Below are 16,944 nucleotides of genomic sequence, written 5' to 3'. Positions count from 1 at the left end.
CTCCTTGCCCGCAAGATTCGAAAGGGCCGGAAAACTCTTACTCAGCTTGGAGAAAATAGGGAGGACGTCAAGATAAGGCATTCGGAGAGACGTACGTTGCAGCCGCTGAGATAGTACCGGGTTTTTAGCCGAGGCGCGAGTCGTATATGGTCACGTCCGGGTCAGCGAAGCCGTGTTCCAGCTTTAGTTCTTCAACCCTACGAAATAGCAAGCTGGCCATCTACTCGAACGGTGCAATGAGATCACCGAGTAACGGTTGCTGGTCGGCAGCGTGAACGCCAACAGATCCCGGCATGCAACCAAAATGTCGAAGGTTTCTTGGCGAAGACCCGTCATAGACAGAGCTTAGCACGAGAACGTCCACAATCGCGCGTGAACTGCTACGCCTCCTTGGACCCACAATACGACATTCAGCGGTCGTTTCGTGCTCCCCAACTTCGGACGTCCATCCATGTTCGCCCGACCCCTCGACCAGCGATGAAGGAAATGGCGAGAGGTGGGACAAAGCCGTCATTCTAGCCTTCGGCGGCGAAGGACGGCTTTCAGTAGATTGTGTTGAGAAGGGCTCGCTTGCAGTGGTGTCGGTGGTCTGATTCAATCTCCGGGAAGTGAGCGGAGACGGGCCGATGATGGGCGAGCGGACGGTGGCACAGGAGGCGCTGTTCTACAGCTTCAGCCTGGAGCGGCACGTGCCGGCGGATCATCTGCTGCGCTCGATCGACCGGTTCGTGGATTTGTCGGGCATCCGCAAGGATCTGAAGTCCTTCTACAGCGACACAGGTCGCCCCTCGATCGATCCGGAATTGATGATCCGGATGCTCATCATCGGCTATTGCATGGGCATCCGGTCCGAGCGGCGGCTGTGCGACGAGGTGCATCTGAACCTAGCCTATCGCTGGTTCTGCCGGTTGGGGCTGGAGGGCGACGTGCCGGACCACTCGACCTTCTCGAAGAACCGCCACGGGCGCTTTCGCGACAGCGACCTGTTGCGCCGTTTGTTCGAGACGACGGTCGCGCGCTGCATGGTCGAGGGACTGGTGGGCGGCGAAGAGTTCGCGGTCGACGCCAGCCTGATCCGCGCCGATGCCAACCACCAGCCCGGCGGGCCGGGCAGCGACGGCGTGCCGCCGGACGCCGACAGTCGTGCGGTGCGCGAGTATCTGGCGGTGCTCGACGATGCCGCGTTCGGCGCGGCGACGCCGGTGGTGCCCAAGTATCTGGCGCCGGCCGATCCGGCATCGCGCTGGACGAGCGCGCATCGCGGGGCGGCCTTCTACGCCTACTCGACCAACTACCTGATCGACCTCGACCACGCCGTTATCATGGACGTAGAAGCGAGCACCGCGGTACGTCAGGCCGAGGTGACCGCGTGCAAGCGCATGATCGCGCGGGTGCAGGACCGCCTCGGCGTCTGGCCCGAGCGGCTGGCCGCCGACACTGCCTACGGCTCGGCCGAGATGCTCGCTTGGCTGGTCCACGAGCGCGACAACCAACCGCACATCCCGGTGTTCGACAAGTCCGCCCGCCGCGACGGCAGGTTCGAGCGCGATGCCTTCACCTACGACCATGACGACGACAGCTACGTCTGCCCCGGCGGCAAGCGCCTGCGCCCCAGGAACCGCAACTTCACAACGATGCGGAGCGATGTCGGCCAGGACGGCTTCATCCGCTATCGCGCCCGGCAGCAGGATTGTGGCGGCTGCGCCCTGCGGGAACGCTGCACGCCCAACATGCCGGCGCGCAAGGTCACCCGTTCGATCCACGAAGGGGGTCGCGACCTGGCCCGCGATATCGCCACCACCGACGCCTACGTCACTTCGCGGCGCCAGCGGAAGAAGGTCGAGATGCTGTTCGCGCACCTCAAACGCATACTGAAGCTCGACCGATTGCGCCTGCGCGGTCCAAACGGTGCCAAGGACAAGTTCCATATGGCAGCCACCGCTCAGAACCTCCGCAAGGTGGCCAAGCTCATCCCGATGCCGACGCAGCCGCTACCGGCCTGAGCTGGTCAGATCCGTTCAGCGCAAACCCTCTGCCGCTCGCACCCGGCCAATACCCCGACTTCTTCAACACAATCTCCAAATTCACGTCGTTCAGCGATGGTCTTCGCGGCTCATCGAGGGCTTGATCAGTTCACATGAACGATCGGGCGAAGTTGGGAAGCGCAACAAGGCCGCTGAATGGCGGGAAGTGGGTCACTGTTCCATGACTGGCCAATCTTGCATACATGCTTATCCCGCATGCCTTAGCAGATGTCGGCGTAAGCGTCGCTTCCGGCGACGCTTACGCCACAGGCATCTCTTATCAGACAGCCAGCTCGGCCTATTCACTCCTTTCTATTCGAAACGGTGGAGCGCGGTTCTTCAGAACCGGAACCGTGCCCCGATACCGTAATAGCGACCCTCGTCGCGAACGTCGCGAGGGTAGAAGCGGCTTTCGCCGTTCACCGCATACTGCGCGTAGTTGCGAAATGGCTGTGCCAGCAGGTTCGCTGCATCAAGGGTCAGCGTTATTTGCTTGATCGGCGTGTAGTTGAACGAGAAGTCGAGGCGAGTGATGTTCTCGGTGCCTTCACCCGAATATACTCCATCAACAACAAGGTTGCCGTTCAGGAAACGGGAGCGGCCATTATAGGACAGCCGGGTCGATACCGTGCCCTTTTCGTAGAATAGCGCCGCGTTGTAGCTCCACTTGGACAGGCTGGGGATCGCAACGAACGGCGGCAACTCGCTTGCGGGAATCAGATCGACCGGAAAACGTTGTTGTCCATCAAGGTAGGTTGCGTTGGCCTGTACGCCGAAGCCACTAAGCAGCCCGGGCAGGAAGTCCAGGAAGGTTTGCCCACCTACCTCCACGCCCCTGATGCGGCCCGCTCCGGCATTGAGCGGGCGATTGACCTCAACGAGCCCGTACACCGGATCACGGAAACGCTGCACGTAATTGTTAAAGAAGCCGAACAGGTCGCGGTAGAAGAAGGCGGCGGTGATCGAGGCGTTTCTCGAGAAGTAATATTCGATCGTGGCGTCGAAATTGTTTGAGGTGAGCGGCGCAAGGTTGGGATTGCCGCCGCTGCCGAAATAATCCGGACGTCCTTGCAGGCCCGCGGAGAAACGTGGATCGTTGGCAGGTTGAGTCACTACGGTGGTGGTGCCATCGGGATTGGTGATAACGGTGCCAGGTCGCGGCGACTGGTTGGGCGTTATCGAGAATGCTGGATTCAGCTGACCGAAGTCAGGCACTGTCCGCGTCTTGGTGAAGCCGAACCGGATCTGCAGCTTGTCGGTTGGCCGGATGCGCAAGCTGACGTTCGGGAGAACGTCGATGAAGTTCTGGCGCACCTGCACATCCTGGGCCGCCGTGATCGGGATCCCATTCGCATCGGTCTGCACGACGCCGTTGACGACCACAGGCAAGGTGCCTCGTCCGGTGTACTGCCCGACCGTGTTGACAGCACGCGCGCCTACCAGGCCGTCGAAACTGAAGCTGCCAATGTCGAACTCGTACTTGGCCTGACCATAAAAGGCGTATGTCTGTTCTTTAGCGTAAAATGCCTGGAACGGATCGAGTTGTACGTTTGGTACCGAGAAGCGGTTCAACGAGTCGCGGTAGCCGCCATCATTCGGGTTTGCCGCCACGATGCGGATCAGTGCCTGCCGCGAGAATTCGCGCAGTGCCGCGGCATTACCCTCAATCCCCTGACGGCTCGGCATCAGCCAGCTTGTCCAGCCCTGTACATTGCCACGGAAAGCATCCGGGGTCAGTGCCAGAGCGCCGGCGGGCGTATCGGCCAGCGGTATGTTCAGGGTCTCGGTGTAGGCGTAGCGATTACCTCGCTCCAGCGACGCGTCCCGGTCAGTCCAGCGAGCCCCGATCTGTAGCCGCGGAAATAGGGATACGTCGGTGTCGAGTTCAACGTCGCCGCGCCACTGCCATCCTGCACCTTTAGCGACATACAGGCTCTCGAAATACCCACGCCAGCGATAGTTGGCTGCGTTCTCACGATCATAGCCGGGCAGGTCGAAGGCGCTGCCGCCGTTCGTGAAGAAGTTGACATCGACCCGCGTCGGACTGCTCTGCGACATGTCGAAGCTGTACTCGCTGGCGTCATATTGGCTGCGTGTATATGCCAGATCGGTGGAAATCCGCGCGCGACCGACATTCCACTTCAGGCCGCCAGCAGACTGATAGGTGTTGGTGTTGTTGTTGACGGTGCTACGGAACGCTTGTCCGCGCTCGCCACCGGTCTTGGTCAGCGTCTGCACCTGATCAGGTACGCCGTCGCGCAGGACGACGTTGGAAAGTTGAGCGTTGTTGTTGATGAGCGACGTCTCGAATAGGTCGTTGGCCAAACGTCCGCGGAAACCCTGGAAAAGGAAGTCGTAATAGACCTCAAGATTGTCGGCGGGCTTCCACTGGACGCTGGCATTGACCGCCGGACGCCAGCGCTTACCGCTGTCATTGTAGACGCCGACACGTTCGGGAATGCGGAACGCGCGCCCGACTGACGCCGGGCTCACCGTCACTCCTGCCGGCAGTTCAGTTGGGACAAAGCCACTCGCCCAGCGCACGGCGTTGCGATATTGAGCTTGCGCGTAGGAGGCGTTGACCAGCACGCCGATCTCGCCCAGCGCCGTATCGCTCCGTGCGCTGACCAGGATATTGCCCAAGGGGTCGTATTTCTTGCTCTGGTCGTTGTACGTACCGCGAATGCCTCCAGCGACGACGAACTTCTCGGAGAAATCGAACGGGCGGTTCGAGCGGACGTTGACGAGCCCGGCCAGCCCGGGCTCGAGCAAATCGGCCGTGCCCGACTTGTATACCTCCAGCCCCGCCAGCACGCCGGCCGGAAAATCCTGAAGCTGGGATCGGCGAAGCTCGGCAGTGAAGATGTCGCGGCCGTTGAAGGTTGTGGCGACGTTGGGGAGGCCACGTACCAGAACCCCCGTTACTTCGTCGCTACCTCTCGTCACCTGAACGCCGGTAATTCGGGCAAGTGATTCGGCAGCTGTATTATCTGGCAGCTTACCGATGTCTTGCGCGACCACTGCGTCGAGGATCGCATCCGAGTTTCGTTTGATCTGCTGAGCGGTACCTAGGCTGGCTCGATAGCCGGTGATGACGATGTCGGCTGCATCGACAGGCTGATCGATATTCTGCGTGGCCTCCACTCCCGGACTGCGACCTTCCGCGTTTGCCACCGAGCGATCTTGGGCAAGAGGCGCTTGATCCTCAATAGAGGCATCATCCTTGGTCGTTGCCGCCCTGGTATCCGCAGAACTGCTCTGAGCAAATGATGGCATCGGGCATAAGGCCACGGCAGCGGCTGACGTGAGCAACATGAAGCGAAACATGGCAATCCCCTCGTGTAACCGCCCGATTTTCCCGGATCAGTCATTTAACTTGTCCGACATTCATTAGCTTGGTCAAGCGTGATGTATGGGATAATTGCATGAGAGAAGCGGGCGTTGCGGATTGGCAACAAAGCGTAAGGGCGACTTACTTTTTCCCAGAGGTAGGCAATTGATCACGTCATTTGGCTCAATCGGCTCTAGCGTCAATGCTTGGGTGAAGCCGATCGATATGACAGATATTCCATGCGACCTTGTATGATCATGGCATTATGTTGTCTTATCCGATTGATATTCAGTGATATAACTGACGATACGGTAAATTATCCTATCGACAGAATTTGTTGCGCCCCCCGCTGATGGCGCTCATTCACGAGCGGCGGCAGCTCGTTCAGCAAGAGACAGGTCCGCTTGGACGCCCGGCAGACACCTGGTTCACCTTCTCCTATTCGCGCGTTCTCGACGGCGATGGTGAGATCGCCGGCCTGTTCATCGTCACCACCGAAGCCACCGAGCGGGTGCTGGCCGACGCCGCTCTGAAGAAGAGTCAGGCGGACCTTCATGCCGCAAACGAAAATTCTGAAACAGCGCGTCGAGGAACGCACCGCCGAACGTGACCGCGTGTGGCAGCTGACCAACGACCTGATGGCAACGGCTCGGCTCGACGGCTACCGCATCCAGGTCAATCCGGCCTAGGCACGGCTGCTCGGCTGGACCAAGGACGAACTGCTGACCCGTCCGTTCATCGAGATTGCCGATCACGCCGAAACGGCGAACGTCGTCGCCACGCTTGCCCAGGGTGAGATGGTGACCGGCTTCGTCGATCATGTGCTGGCAAGTGATGGCACCACGCGCACGGTCATGTGGACCGCCGTTTCCGACGTGAAGTCCAATCTCTTCTACATCATCGGCCGCGATCTCACCGATCAGGAGCGGATCGAAGAATCGCTCCGCCAGACGCAGAAGATGGAGGCGGTTGGACAGCTGACCGGCGGTCTTGCTCACGACTTCAACAATCTTCTGACCGGCGTGATGGGCAATCTCGAGCTCCTGCAGCACCGGGTGGCGAAAGGCCGGATCGATGATCTCGATCGCCTCGTTCTCGCGGCGCAAGGAGCCGGCCGACGTGCCGCCTCCCTGACGCAGCGTCTGCTCGCCTTCTCACGCCGCCAGACCCTCGACCCCAAGCCCACCGACATCAACCGGCTGATCGCCGGCCTGGAGGATCTCCTCCGACGTACGATCGGTCCCGAGAACACGTTGGAGATCGTCGGCGCCGGTGGCCTGTGGACGGCTAACATCAATGCCGGCCAGCTTGAGAATCCGATCCTCAACCTGTGCATCAACGTGCGAGACGCCATGCCTGAAGGCGGCCGCATCACCATCGAGACGGCCAACAAGTGGCTGGATGACCGCAGCGGGCGTGAGCGGGACCTGCTACCAGGGCAGTATCTGTCGATTTGCGTCACCGACACAGGCTGCGGCATGGACGAACACACCATCGAGCGCGCGTTCGAGCCCTTCTTCACTACCAAACCGATAGGACAGGGTACGGGGCTGGACTTATCAATGATCTACGGCTTTGCCCGGCAATCGGGAGGCCAGGTGCGCATCTACTCCGAGGTAGGCATAGGCACGACCTTGTGCATCTACCTGCCGCGCTACAGTGGCGATGCGTCGAACAAGAGCGGAGAGCATGAGGCGGCGCTGCCGGACAGCTGCAGCGGTACGGTCCTGATCGTCGATGACGAAGCTACCATTCGCGATCTAGGCCGGATCGACATTCATCGTAGCCAGATCATGGCGGCGGCGAGATGAACGAAGCCGGTGAAATGGGTGGTTCGGCGGTCGTAGCGAGTGGCGAAGCGGCGGAAATGTTTGAGGCGGCTGAAGCATCGTTCGATCTGGTTGCGATGCCTGTAGATTTCCGCATCGTGCGGGATGGCGACCTTGCGGTTGCGCTTGGACGGGATCACCGCCTCGGCGTGCATCGCGGCGATCTGGTCACGTAAGTCGTTGCCATCATACGCCTTGTCGGCAAGCACCGCTTTTCCGCGCTGACCTTCGAGTAAGCCGGATGCCGAGGCGATGTCGCTGGCTTGGCCGGGCGTGATGCGAAACCGCAAGGGGCGGCCGAACGTGTCGGCGAGCATGTGTATCTTGGTGGTCAGTCCGCCTCGGGAACGCCCCAGCGCCTGATCCTTGGCCCCCCTTTTCCGGTCGCCGCCTGTTGGTGCGCGCGAACGATGGTGCTGTCGATCATCAGATACTGGTTGTCGCGGTCAGCCGTCAGCGCCTCGAACACCCGCTCCCAGACGCCAGCGTGGCACCAGCGGCTGAAGCGTCGATGGACTGTCTTCCACTTGCCGTAGCGTTCCGGAAGGTCGCACCAGTGTGCGCCCGAGCGCAGTACCCAAAGACATCCGTTCACGAACAAGCGGTTGTCCGCACCCGTCCGGCCAGGATCAGCGCTCTTGCCGGGAACCAGCAACGCAATCCGCGACCATTGCGCCTTGCTCAACTCGTACCGCTTAATCCCCATCATCCACTCCGCGCCACAACACGGATGCCTATGAATCAGCCTTTACGCCATTTGGGAATCCTGAATGTCGATCCGGCCTAGTCGACGAGGTGCTCGATGAGGTTGGCTACACCGTGATCGGAGCGGCGGATGGTGCGGCCGGGGTAAAGGTGCTGCAGTCGGGGGCGAGGTTCGATCTCCTCATTACCGACGTAGGCTTGCCCAACGGTATGAACGGCCGATAGGTCGCCGATGCCGCCCGATCGCTTGGCCCCGATTTGAAGCCTCTCTTTATCACCGGCTATGCCGAGAATGCCGCAGTCGGAAACGGTCATCTCGAGCCCGGTATGGAACTGCTTACAAAGCTATTCACGCTAGATGCGCTGATCGGTAAGGTGAATGAGATGATGACGTAAGGGCGAACCGCAAGCTTCGCCTTTGCACTGAGTCGCCGCTGATCCGCCCGACTGTCCAATACAATCTTTTCTGGGACGGCTGGCGGGCGGGGCGGAGGGTAATGCTGAGGCTCAGCACCTCCAGCGCTTTCAGCATGAATGGATGACAGAAGGTGGGGAGCCGAAAAGAGGCCGCGAATGACCGCATGTGGGTCATCTGCCTTCAAGTTGAAGTACCGGACGGGTCAACTACGCAATCGCCGCAGCGCCTGCGGTGGTTACCCGAACGCGCGGAGGAAGGCGCGCCGCATCCGCTCGGGATCGCGAAAGCCTGTAGTCGCGGCGATCCGCTCGATCGGTTCGCGGGAGTTTTTAACCCGCTCGCGGGCCGCTTCCAGCTGCAGCCGCTCGACCGCCTTCGCCGGACCGACGCCGGCCTCCCTGGTGAAAGCGCGGGAGAAGTTGCGCGGGCTCATCGCCATGCGCGCGGAGAGCTCGTCGATCGTTAGCCGCTGCGACAGATTGGCGCGCATCCAGTCGAACAGCGACGAGAACGCGGTAACGTCACCGCCGAGTTCGGCAAGGGCGGAGAACTGCGACTGCCCGCCGGGGCGACGGTAATATAACCATCTCCTGCGCCACGCGCCGCGCGACGGTCTCGCCCAAATCATCGGCGATGAGTGCCAGCGCCAGATCGATCCCCGCGCTGATCCCCGCAGACGTCCAGATATCGCCGTCACGTACATGGATGCGGTCGGGCTCGACCCGGACGTTCGGAAATTGACGCTGGAGCTGTTCGGCGCGACGCTAGTGCGTCGTTGCCCGACGCCCGTCGAGTAGACCTGCAGCGTCGAGCAGGAACGCCCCCGAGCAGACGCTGCATATGCGCCGCGCCTTGCCGGCGGCATGATACAGCCAGCCGGTGCTCGCATCGCATCGCGGCACGGCTGTCTTCGCCGCCGACCACCACGATCGTGTCGACGGGACTGGCCCCTGCCACCGGGTCTGTGTCGATCGCGATACCCGACGAGCTTCGTACCGCACCACCAGCGATCGGCAGCACCGTCATCCGATACGCATCCGGCGCGATGCGCCCGGCGATCTCGAACGCCGTCACCGGACCCGCCGCGTCGAGCAGTTGAAAGTCGGGGTAGAGGAACATGCCGATCGATCGTGACATTGGCCGGAAGTGAGGGATCACTGTCATTCAGTCAACGCCGATTTCCCGTCATGGTACGCATATGATCCTGAAGGGAGCATATCGATGACCGACCAGCCGTTGCGCATCGTCTTCGCCATCTATCCAGGCATGACCCAGCTCGACTTTACCGGCCCGCACCAATTCCTTTCACGACTGCCGGAGAGCGAGGTCGTGATCACCAGCGTGGCAGGCGGCGATGTCCCCAGCGAGGGCCTAACCTTCGCCCATACGACGCGACTGGCCGCCGTCGATCGCTGCGACCTGATCTGCGTTCCGGGCGGCGTTAACGCGACCGAGGTCGCGCTCAACGCGGACTTCGTCGGTGAGGTCCGCCGCCTTGGCGAAGACGCGCGTTACGTCACCTCGGTTTGCACCGGCTCGCTGATTCTCGGTGCCGCCGGGTTGCTGAAGGGTCGCCGGGCGGCATGTCACTGGGCATGGCGGCACCTGCTGCCGGTGTTCGGGACAAATTCACGACGATGCCCGCGTTGTGCGTGATGGCTTGGTCATCACCGGCGGGGGCGTAACGGCGGGTATCGACTTCGCGCTCACCGTGCTGGCAGAGATCGCCGGCCCGCAGGCGGCGCAGGCGACCCAGCTCGGACTGGAGTATGCGCCCGAGCCGCCGTTCGCGGCCGGCCGGCCCAATACCGCGCCGGCCGCGGTGCTGGCGGCGTGTCAGGCCCGCTTCGGTAGCATGATGGCGCGTCGAGAGGCCGAAGCGCGACAGGCCGCAGGACGTCTCGGCCTCGATCGGAAGTACGATGATGAGCCGACCACCACTGCCGTTGTTCGACATGGCCGGCGCCATCGCCAAGGTTCGCCGCGCGGGAAGACGCCTAGAACGGCCGCGATCCGGAGGCGGTCGCTCTTGCCTACACGCCGGACAGCCAATGGCGGAACCGCTCGATGTTCCTGGCCGGGCGGGCGGCGATCGTGGACTTCCTCGAGCGTAAATGGGCGCGGGAACTGAAGTATCGCCTCATCAAGGAGCTGTGGACTTTCGCCGGCAATCGAATCTCCGCCGTTTCGCCTATGAATGGCATGACAAGGCCGGGCAGTGGTTCCGCTCCTACGGCAACGAGAACTGGGAGTTCGACGACGCCGGCCTGATGCAGCGACGGATCGCCAGCATCAACGATCTGGCCATCGCGCCGGCCGACCGGCTATTTCACTGGCCGTCTGGACGCCGGCCGCTCGATCATCCGGGCTTGAGCGAACTCGGGCTTTGAAGGACGCGAGCATACGGGCACTTTAGCCGGACGCTGACAATAACAGATCAGCGGTGTTTCCCTACGCTGCTGGCCCGTTACCTATGACCCGCGGATGCCAAGTTGCTCGGCCATTGCCGCGGCAGTCACGATGCGGGCGGGTCCGTGCCGTTCGAGGGCGAGCAGGTCGTCCTTGTTGCCGGTTACCAGCCAATCCGCCGGACCCGCCTGGCACAGCGAAAGCAGGAAATCATCGCGAGGATCGGGTGAGCGCCGCACATGCGGCAGCGAAGCCGGCATCTCGGCGATCAGCGTGATCTGGTTGACCAGCCGGCCGACTTCGACGGGGCCGAGCAGGACGCGGACTTTATCGCGTCGCGATACCTCGCGCAGCTCGTCGAGCAGGACCGGGTGGCAGAGCAGCGTGAACCGGCGACCGAGCCACGTTTCGATCAACAGTGCAGGGATACCACGTGCCGAGATCAATCCGCTGAGCAGGACGTTGGTGTCGAGAATGACGCGCACGGATCAGCGGCGGCCGGCTGCCCGGAAGGACGATCCGGTTTCCCGCACCTCGTCTTCGATCAGGCGCTCCAGCTCGTCCGGGTCGGCGTCGGCATTGCGGCTCTGCACGTCACGGATCGTCGCACGCAGTACCTCGCGGTTCACTGCTTCCTCCACGAAGCGCGACAAATCGCCCTTCTTGCCGCCGCGAGTTGCCAGCAGCGTGCGAAGTCCGATGTCCGTTTCACGGGATACCTTGAGGCTCCAGCGGACCAGTTCGACCATCGATCCAACTGTAGTTTGTGCGTCCAGGCGTATAGACGTTTACCCAGCCCAATTCAATGATGAGGCAAAAAAGGGAGTGCCATGTTCGCTCGACAAGCTCTTGAAGCGTCGTGGCGGCGGTGGATCGGAAGACGCATTCTAAAGGAAGGTCGGCGCTAAAATCCGGGCGGACGGAGGGCATCCTCCGCCGAGCGGCAGTTTCTTCTTACTTCCGTTCTAAAACTCGATAGGGCGCCCGCCCTTTGCCTGGAGCCTAAATGTCCCGTGTCGCCCTGTATGCCCGTAACTCCTCCGACCGGAAGCGGACGGCCTCGATCGAAGATCAACTCCGTCTGTGCCGCGATCACGCCATCGCTCGAGGCTGAAAGATCGTCAGCACCTACACTGACGAGGCGGCGTCGGGCGCCAGCCTGAACGGCGGCCCGGGATGCTCGCCATGCTGGGTGCGGCCAGGGAAGGGCGCTTCGACACGTCGTGGCAGAGGCTCTGGACCGCCTGTCGCGTGACCAGGAAGATATCGCTCGGTTGTTCAAGATGTTCCGGTTCGCCGGGATCGGTTTGTCCAGGGTCGGTGAAGGACCGATCGACGAACTGGATGTCGGATTGAAGGGCACGATGAATCCGCGCTTCCTCACCGACCTTGCCAACAAGACCCGCCGGGGATTGCGGGGTCGGATCGAGCAGGGCAGTTCGGGTGGCGGTCTCTGCTACGGCTATGACGTGCGGATCGACGCCGACGGGGAAGTCGGTGGCCGGATCGTCAATGAAGCGCAGGCCGATGTCGTCCGCCGAATCCTGACCGAATAAGCCGATGGATCGGTGCCTCGCGTGATTGCCGAGCGCCTCAACATGGAGGGCATATCAGGTGTCGGCGGAAGGCCGTGGACCGCGTCGACGATTCGTGGTCACCGTGCGCGGAGCGACGGCATGATCAACAACGTGCTCTATGTAGGTGAGCTGGTGTGGTACCGGCAGCGGTTCGTTCGACATCCGGAAACCGGTAGTCGCGTGTCGCGGGTCAATCCCGAAAGCGAATGGGTGAGGCGGAGTGTGCTCGCACTGCGGATCGTCAGCGACCGCCTGTGGCAGGCGGTAAGAACATGCGACGCGACTGTCGAACAGCGCAGTCGGGCGGTCAGTAAAGGGATCCGGCGTTCTCGCGAAATCGCGGTCAATGACGTGAGGCAAACGCCGATGCCGCTGCGTAGGATGCTGATATGTGGTGAATGCGGTAGAACCGTCGGCAGCTCGATCGTGGTCGCTATGGCTGTGTCGATGGCGTGCGGCATCGAAACAGTGGCAATGCCGCTGCAATCCGTGGGCATGACATCGAGACGCGCGTGGCGGTGATCCTGTCGGACGGGTTGAAGCGGCTCGATCATGCAACTGTCGGATTCAACGACGATGATTCGCTTGTACGCGAACGGCGGATGGCGATGGTTTTCGGACCGTCATGCCCTGGCTGAGGTTGAGCGAGGTCTGGCGGGCTTTCTTACCGCGATAGAGGATGGTCTTTACCTTCCTGCCATGAAAGCATGGATGACGCATCTCGACGCCGAGGGCGTCAGGTTACGTGCCAGGATACGCGTCGCATCGACGATGGCGGATGCCCACGCACAGCGTGCCGTCCACGGGCGTCAGCACGATCCGCTCAATGAGGCCGCGAATAATCTCCTGCGCCTGTGTGCGGCTGGCAGAGCCGCGAACGCCCCCAGATTGGCGACCTCCGTCCGCCCTTGCCGCCGGGCGACATACAGCCCGATCACTAGCTACCGGAATACACCGAGGAGCTACGTGTTCAACGTGCTGGGCCTACTCGTCGATCTGGAGCCGCGGCAGAGGGGCGTGCTGGAGCGGATCGTAGACGGGCCGCTAGTGCCGGCGGGATAGTTTGGTGGGAGGCGCAGAGTGAGACAGCCTTCCGCTTCCTGAAGCGCCTGAAGCGCCTGAAGCGCCTGAACGAATGGCCGAAGTTGGGTCAGGGTGCAGCGGAGGTCGAGCCTCGAGTCACCAATTTAACCGCAAAGTTTGGCCACGTTAGGGGCTGCGCTGGATCGGTTCGTGTGAGCATGTCAACCGCTGTCGCCGCGATTTCCTCAATCGGCTGACGAAGGGTGGTAAGGGGGGCCAGGTCAACTGAGCGACGTCGCTATCGTCGAACCCGGCGACCGACAAATCCTCAGGCACGCGGACCCGCGCCTGACCAGCCGCGGCAATGACGCCGGCGGCCATGTCGTCGTTGGTGGCGAAGACAAACGACGCGTTGGCTCCGTCCGCCAGCAATCGCTGGCCAGCCGCGAAGCCGGAGTAGAAGGTGAATGCGCCATGTTCGCGGCGGCTGATCGAGCAGCCGTGACGGGCAACCGCGGTGTGGAACGCCGCACTGCGGGTCGTGGACGCACGATGATCCGGAGGCCCTTCGACGATTGCGAAGGTGCGGTGGCCAAGACGGACGGCGTAGGCGACCAATTCCTCGACCCCGACCTCGTCGTCGATCTGCACCAAGGGCAGACCGCATTTTTGATCGATCGGATCGATCAATACCGCCGGCATTTCCCACCGGGCAAGCGTGTCGAGCAGCGCGGAGTTGTTGCACAGCGGCGGGGGGACGATCACGCCGTGAAGATCCGCCGTCCGCAGCATCCGGTCCATCTGGCCGACGACGTCAGGATCATCCATGTCGATCCGGCCTAGCACGAGGTGATGGCCGCGCTGGAGACAGAGTTCGGCTGCGCCGTAGCTGAACGCAACGCTGTAATGCGCGCTGAGCGCGGCTGACAGCACGCCGATCAGGTAAGTACGATCTGCGGCAAGCGCCCGCGCCGCAGTATTTGGACGATAGGCGAGCGCCGCGATCCACGCATCGACGCGGACAATGGTGTCGCTGCGCACGCCCGATTCGCGATTGACGACACGCGCGACAGTTTTCCAGGAAACCCCAGCGTGGCGGACGACGTCGATGATCGTTGGCCTGCGCATCGCCTTCTCCCTCATGTCATGCGGCCAAAATCACGATAGCGAATAAAGTGTAGAATATGGAAACGTTTTCATATTTGCTTTGACAACGTTGCCATTGCTGACCACCCTTGCCGGATGCTGACGCAGAGCAGCCTGATACGGGAAAGGAAAAGGGATATGGGACTGAAACGCCCGAGAACCGTCGTGTCTGTCACCACGCTGGCGATGATGCTGGCTGTGACCCCCGTGACGGCGCAACAGCGGCCGGGTGACCCGCCCGCCGACAGCGCGCAGCGTACGCAGGACATCAACGGTACGCCCGATCCCTCGCTCGCCCCGGATCGTACCCAGGATCCCTCCTCCGCCTCCGATCAGGGTGTGCCCGGCGATGCGGTGTCGACCGGCGATATCGTCGTGACCGCGACGCGCACGTCGACGCTGGCGTCGAAAACGCCCGTCGCGTTGACTGCGGTCACGGGCGATTCTCTAATCGAAACCGGCGTGACGAACCCGACGCAGATCGGTGAGGTCGTTCCTAATATCTCGATCGACCGCGCCAACGGCCTACAGATCACGATCCGCGGTGTCACCTCGACCGACGGCACCGAGAAGGGCGATCCATCCGCGGCCTTCATGCTGGACGGCATCTATATCGCGCGCAGCCAGGCGCAAGAGACGAGCTTCTTCGACGTGGGCCGTGTCGAGGTGCTGCGCGGACCGCAGGGCACATTGTTTGGGCGCAACACCACCGCCGGCTTGGTAAACGTTATCACCAATCGCCCGACGCAGGAACTCGGTGGGCGTGTCGATGTCAGCTACGGCAATTACGGGCAGATACAGGGGACCGCGGTCATCAACGTCCCGGTGACGGACAATTTCGCGCTTCGCGCCGCTGCGAACATTGACCGCCGCGACAGCTTCATCACGCGCGGGCCGCGGCTGAACGCCGATCTCGACCCGTTCAAGGACAATGTGTCGGGGCGCCTGTCCGCGCTGCTCGATCTGGGCGCAGGCGAGATCATCGTGCGCGGCGATTATTCGCACATCGGCGGCAAGGGACCGAACGGCGTGCTGACGTCAAACTTCTTCAGCAATTTCGGCGCGAACCAAGTGCCGCTATATACCGGGCAGGGGCGGTCGAGCGAGGATCTGCGGCGGCTCAACGTGCCGATCAACAGCGGGCTGGAGCGCGATAATCAGACCTGGGGCATCCAGGGCGAGGTCACGTACGATTTTGGCGGGATCGGCGTCGCCTATCTGGGTTCGTACCGCGAGTTCGACCGGCACGAGGATAGCGTGAGCCTGCTCGGTTCGGGGGCGGCGGCAATCCGCGGTCGCTTCGATGGCAATTACTGGCAGAACAGCCAGGAATTGCGCGTCTTCACGAGCGGCGACGGGCCGGTGAAGGCGCAGGCGGGCGCATACTACTTCAAGGAGCGCTCCGGCATCTCGTACAATCTGTTCGGGCTGTTGTCGCCGACGCCGGGAACGGTCGGCTATGTCTTCGGCTTTCCGCAGGATCCTACGATCGCGCGGTCCTATGCCGGGTTCGGGCAGGTGACCTGGAGCATCGTCGAGCATGTCCGGCTCACCGGTGGCGTGCGTTATTCAAACGACTACAAGTCGCGCATCGGCGCCACGATCCGCTGCGGCACCGTCGCGTGCACCGGGGCGGGCGACGTGGTGACGCGCAATATCGCGCAGCGGACGTTCGACAAGGTGACCTGGCGCGCTGGGCTCGATGTCGACTTGGGTGAACGGACGCTGCTGTTCGGGACGGTATCGACCGGCTACAAGGCGGGCGGATTCAACGATGGCTGTCTGTCGACCAGCTCCGGATGTAACAATCCGTTGCCGGAAGCGGCGCTGTTCTACAATCCCGAAACGCTGACCGCCTACGAAGTTGGGCTGAAGACCCGCTTCCTCGACAATGCAGTGCGGCTGAATTTCGCCGGCTTCCATTACGACTACAGCGGCATCCAGTTGACGCAGGTGTCGGATATCTGCGGCGGCCCGTGTTCGGTGACTACCAATGCCGCCGAGGCGGATGTCACCGGTTTCGAATTGGAAGGAACGATCCAGCCGGTCCGGCCCATGCTGTTCAACTTCGCCGTCTCCTACCTCGATGCGACCTACGCCAATTTCCAAGTGACGCCCGCGGTCAGCTTCACCGGGCGCAACCTCGATCGGTCGCCGGGCTTCACGGTCATCGCGGGCTATACGCATACCTTCGAATTGGGCGGCGGCGGCAATATCGAGGCGAACGTGCGCACGCGGGTGAGCGACAGCTATTACCTGTCGGCGCTGGCCACGCTGAACCAGTTCCGGGTGCCGGGGAGCACGCGCACCGACCTGAACCTGACGTACAATGCGCCGGACGATCGCTTCTATATCCAGGGGTTTGTGAAGAACATCGAGGATGCAATCGTGGTGACGACGGCGGCGTCGGGAACGTTTGCCACCGCCAATTTCGCCGACCCACGAACGTACGGCGTGCGGGCCGGCGTGAAGTTCTGACGCC

At 62.1% G+C, this 16,944-nt stretch carries 13 protein-coding genes and 4 pseudogenes; 9 read left to right on the top strand and 8 right to left on the bottom strand.

Features of this window, described 5'->3' with window-relative positions:
• Nucleotides 1–626 precede the first annotated feature (626 nt).
• Nucleotides 627–2,003, top strand: a complete 1,377-nt coding sequence (locus GQR91_RS13810; RefSeq protein ID WP_149683581.1) for a transposase — start codon at nucleotides 627–629, stop codon at nucleotides 2,001–2,003.
• 360 nt (nucleotides 2,004–2,363) lie between these two features.
• Here the strand turns inward: GQR91_RS13810 and GQR91_RS13805 are convergent, their stop codons facing one another.
• Together GQR91_RS13805 and GQR91_RS13800 are read right to left on the bottom strand one after the other, a co-directional pair.
• Nucleotides 2,364–5,351, bottom strand: coding sequence for a TonB-dependent receptor (locus tag GQR91_RS13805; RefSeq protein ID WP_149683582.1), 2,988 nt, complete (start codon nucleotides 5,349–5,351; stop codon nucleotides 2,364–2,366).
• 320 nt (nucleotides 5,352–5,671) lie between these two features.
• Nucleotides 5,672–5,911 carry a hypothetical protein gene (locus tag GQR91_RS13800; protein WP_164727757.1) on the bottom strand — a complete coding sequence of 80 codons (240 nt, stop codon included), beginning with the start codon at nucleotides 5,909–5,911 and terminating at the stop codon, nucleotides 5,672–5,674.
• Between GQR91_RS13800 and GQR91_RS19800 the strand changes: the two genes are divergently transcribed.
• Both GQR91_RS19800 and GQR91_RS13795 read left to right on the top strand, forming a co-directional pair.
• Nucleotides 5,910–6,044 carry a hypothetical protein gene (locus GQR91_RS19800; protein WP_260173241.1) on the top strand — a complete coding sequence of 45 codons (135 nt, stop codon included), beginning with the start codon at nucleotides 5,910–5,912 and terminating at the stop codon, nucleotides 6,042–6,044. The genes GQR91_RS13800 and GQR91_RS19800 overlap by 2 nt on opposite strands.
• Before the next feature lie 243 nt (nucleotides 6,045–6,287).
• Nucleotides 6,288–7,118 (top strand): annotated as a pseudogene (locus GQR91_RS13795) (ATP-binding protein); the annotation flags it as partial.
• 14 nt (nucleotides 7,119–7,132) lie between these two features.
• Here the strand turns inward: GQR91_RS13795 and GQR91_RS13790 are convergent.
• A pseudogene (locus tag GQR91_RS13790) lies at nucleotides 7,133–7,890 on the bottom strand (IS5 family transposase).
• Nucleotides 7,891–7,967: 77 nt separating this feature from the next.
• On the opposite strand from GQR91_RS13790, the pseudogene GQR91_RS19615 reads away from it, so the two are divergent.
• Nucleotides 7,968–8,285, top strand: a pseudogene (locus GQR91_RS19615) (response regulator); the annotation flags it as partial.
• A 257-nt stretch (nucleotides 8,286–8,542) separates the two neighbouring features.
• On the opposite strand, the gene GQR91_RS19610 reads toward GQR91_RS19615, so the two are convergent.
• On the bottom strand, nucleotides 8,543–9,010 hold the full coding sequence (locus GQR91_RS19610; protein WP_235904085.1) for a helix-turn-helix domain-containing protein: 468 nt from the start codon (nucleotides 9,008–9,010) through the stop codon (nucleotides 8,543–8,545).
• A complete protein-coding gene (locus tag GQR91_RS19605; protein ID WP_235904086.1) occupies nucleotides 9,001–9,426 on the bottom strand; it encodes a type 1 glutamine amidotransferase family protein in 426 nt (141 codons plus the stop codon). Before GQR91_RS19605 ends, GQR91_RS19610 begins: the two co-directional genes overlap by 10 nt.
• 102 nt (nucleotides 9,427–9,528) lie before the next feature.
• On the opposite strand from GQR91_RS19605, the gene GQR91_RS19600 reads away from it, so the two are divergent.
• Together GQR91_RS19600 and GQR91_RS13770 are read left to right on the top strand one after the other, a co-directional pair.
• Nucleotides 9,529–9,963: a DJ-1/PfpI family protein gene (locus GQR91_RS19600; RefSeq protein ID WP_235904087.1), complete on the top strand. Its 435-nt coding sequence runs from the start codon at nucleotides 9,529–9,531 to the stop codon at nucleotides 9,961–9,963.
• A 269-nt stretch (nucleotides 9,964–10,232) separates the two neighbouring features.
• Nucleotides 10,233–10,697 (top strand): annotated as a pseudogene (locus tag GQR91_RS13770) (nuclear transport factor 2 family protein).
• Nucleotides 10,698–10,778: 81 nt separating this feature from the next.
• Here the strand turns inward: GQR91_RS13770 and GQR91_RS13765 are convergent.
• Together GQR91_RS13765 and GQR91_RS13760 are read right to left on the bottom strand one after the other, a co-directional pair.
• Nucleotides 10,779–11,201 (bottom strand): putative toxin-antitoxin system toxin component, PIN family, encoded by a 423-nt coding sequence (locus tag GQR91_RS13765; protein ID WP_149682846.1) that lies wholly within the window; start codon nucleotides 11,199–11,201, stop codon nucleotides 10,779–10,781.
• A 3-nt stretch (nucleotides 11,202–11,204) separates the two neighbouring features.
• Nucleotides 11,205–11,465 carry a ribbon-helix-helix domain-containing protein gene (locus tag GQR91_RS13760; RefSeq protein WP_174236650.1) on the bottom strand — a complete coding sequence of 87 codons (261 nt, stop codon included), beginning with the start codon at nucleotides 11,463–11,465 and terminating at the stop codon, nucleotides 11,205–11,207.
• Between the two features lie 474 nt (nucleotides 11,466–11,939).
• Here GQR91_RS13760 and GQR91_RS19330 point away from each other — a divergent pair, with 474 nt between their 5' ends.
• Both GQR91_RS19330 and GQR91_RS19325 read left to right on the top strand, forming a co-directional pair.
• Entirely contained in the window at nucleotides 11,940–12,272 is a 333-nt protein-coding gene (locus GQR91_RS19330; RefSeq protein ID WP_211368614.1) for a serine integrase family protein, read from the top strand.
• Nucleotides 12,273–12,284: 12 nt separating this feature from the next.
• Nucleotides 12,285–12,815, top strand: coding sequence for a recombinase family protein (locus GQR91_RS19325; protein ID WP_328592801.1), 531 nt, complete (start codon nucleotides 12,285–12,287; stop codon nucleotides 12,813–12,815).
• Nucleotides 12,816–13,502: 687 nt separating this feature from the next.
• Here GQR91_RS19325 and GQR91_RS13750 read toward each other — a convergent pair.
• On the bottom strand, nucleotides 13,503–14,459 hold the full coding sequence (locus GQR91_RS13750; protein WP_149682847.1) for a LacI family DNA-binding transcriptional regulator: 957 nt from the start codon (nucleotides 14,457–14,459) through the stop codon (nucleotides 13,503–13,505).
• 141 nt (nucleotides 14,460–14,600) lie between these two features.
• Here GQR91_RS13750 and GQR91_RS13745 point away from each other — a divergent pair, with 141 nt between their 5' ends.
• Nucleotides 14,601–16,940 carry a TonB-dependent receptor gene (locus GQR91_RS13745; RefSeq protein WP_235904088.1) on the top strand — a complete coding sequence of 780 codons (2,340 nt, stop codon included), beginning with the start codon at nucleotides 14,601–14,603 and terminating at the stop codon, nucleotides 16,938–16,940.
• The last annotated feature ends 4 nt before the right edge of the window (nucleotides 16,941–16,944 follow it).

This window comes from Sphingomonas carotinifaciens, assembly GCF_009789535.1.
GTDB classification, from domain to species: Bacteria; Pseudomonadota; Alphaproteobacteria; order Sphingomonadales; family Sphingomonadaceae; genus Sphingomonas; species Sphingomonas carotinifaciens.
This window is presented reverse-complemented; position numbering and strand designations above follow the sequence as displayed.

Excerpts from the sequence above, each read along its gene's own strand:
- GQR91_RS13810 (WP_149683581.1), top strand. The coding sequence starts at position 627 with ATGATGGGCGAGCGGACGGTGGCACAGGAGGCGCTGTTCTACAGCTTC.
- GQR91_RS13805 (WP_149683582.1), bottom strand. The coding sequence starts at position 5,351 with ATGTTTCGCTTCATGTTGCTCACGTCAGCCGCTGCCGTGGCCTTATGC.
- GQR91_RS19800 (WP_260173241.1), top strand. The coding sequence starts at position 5,910 with ATGCCGCAAACGAAAATTCTGAAACAGCGCGTCGAGGAACGCACCGCC.
- GQR91_RS13800 (WP_164727757.1), bottom strand. The coding sequence starts at position 5,911 with ATGAAGGTCCGCCTGACTCTTCTTCAGAGCGGCGTCGGCCAGCACCCG.
- GQR91_RS19610 (WP_235904085.1), bottom strand. The coding sequence starts at position 9,010 with ATGTACGTGACGGCGATATCTGGACGTCTGCGGGGATCAGCGCGGGGA.
- GQR91_RS19605 (WP_235904086.1), bottom strand. The coding sequence starts at position 9,426 with ATGTTCCTCTACCCCGACTTTCAACTGCTCGACGCGGCGGGTCCGGTG.
- GQR91_RS19600 (WP_235904087.1), top strand. The coding sequence starts at position 9,529 with ATGACCGACCAGCCGTTGCGCATCGTCTTCGCCATCTATCCAGGCATG.
- GQR91_RS13760 (WP_174236650.1), bottom strand. The coding sequence starts at position 11,465 with ATGGTCGAACTGGTCCGCTGGAGCCTCAAGGTATCCCGTGAAACGGAC.
- GQR91_RS13750 (WP_149682847.1), bottom strand. The coding sequence starts at position 14,459 with ATGAGGGAGAAGGCGATGCGCAGGCCAACGATCATCGACGTCGTCCGC.
- GQR91_RS13745 (WP_235904088.1), top strand. The coding sequence starts at position 14,601 with ATGGGACTGAAACGCCCGAGAACCGTCGTGTCTGTCACCACGCTGGCG.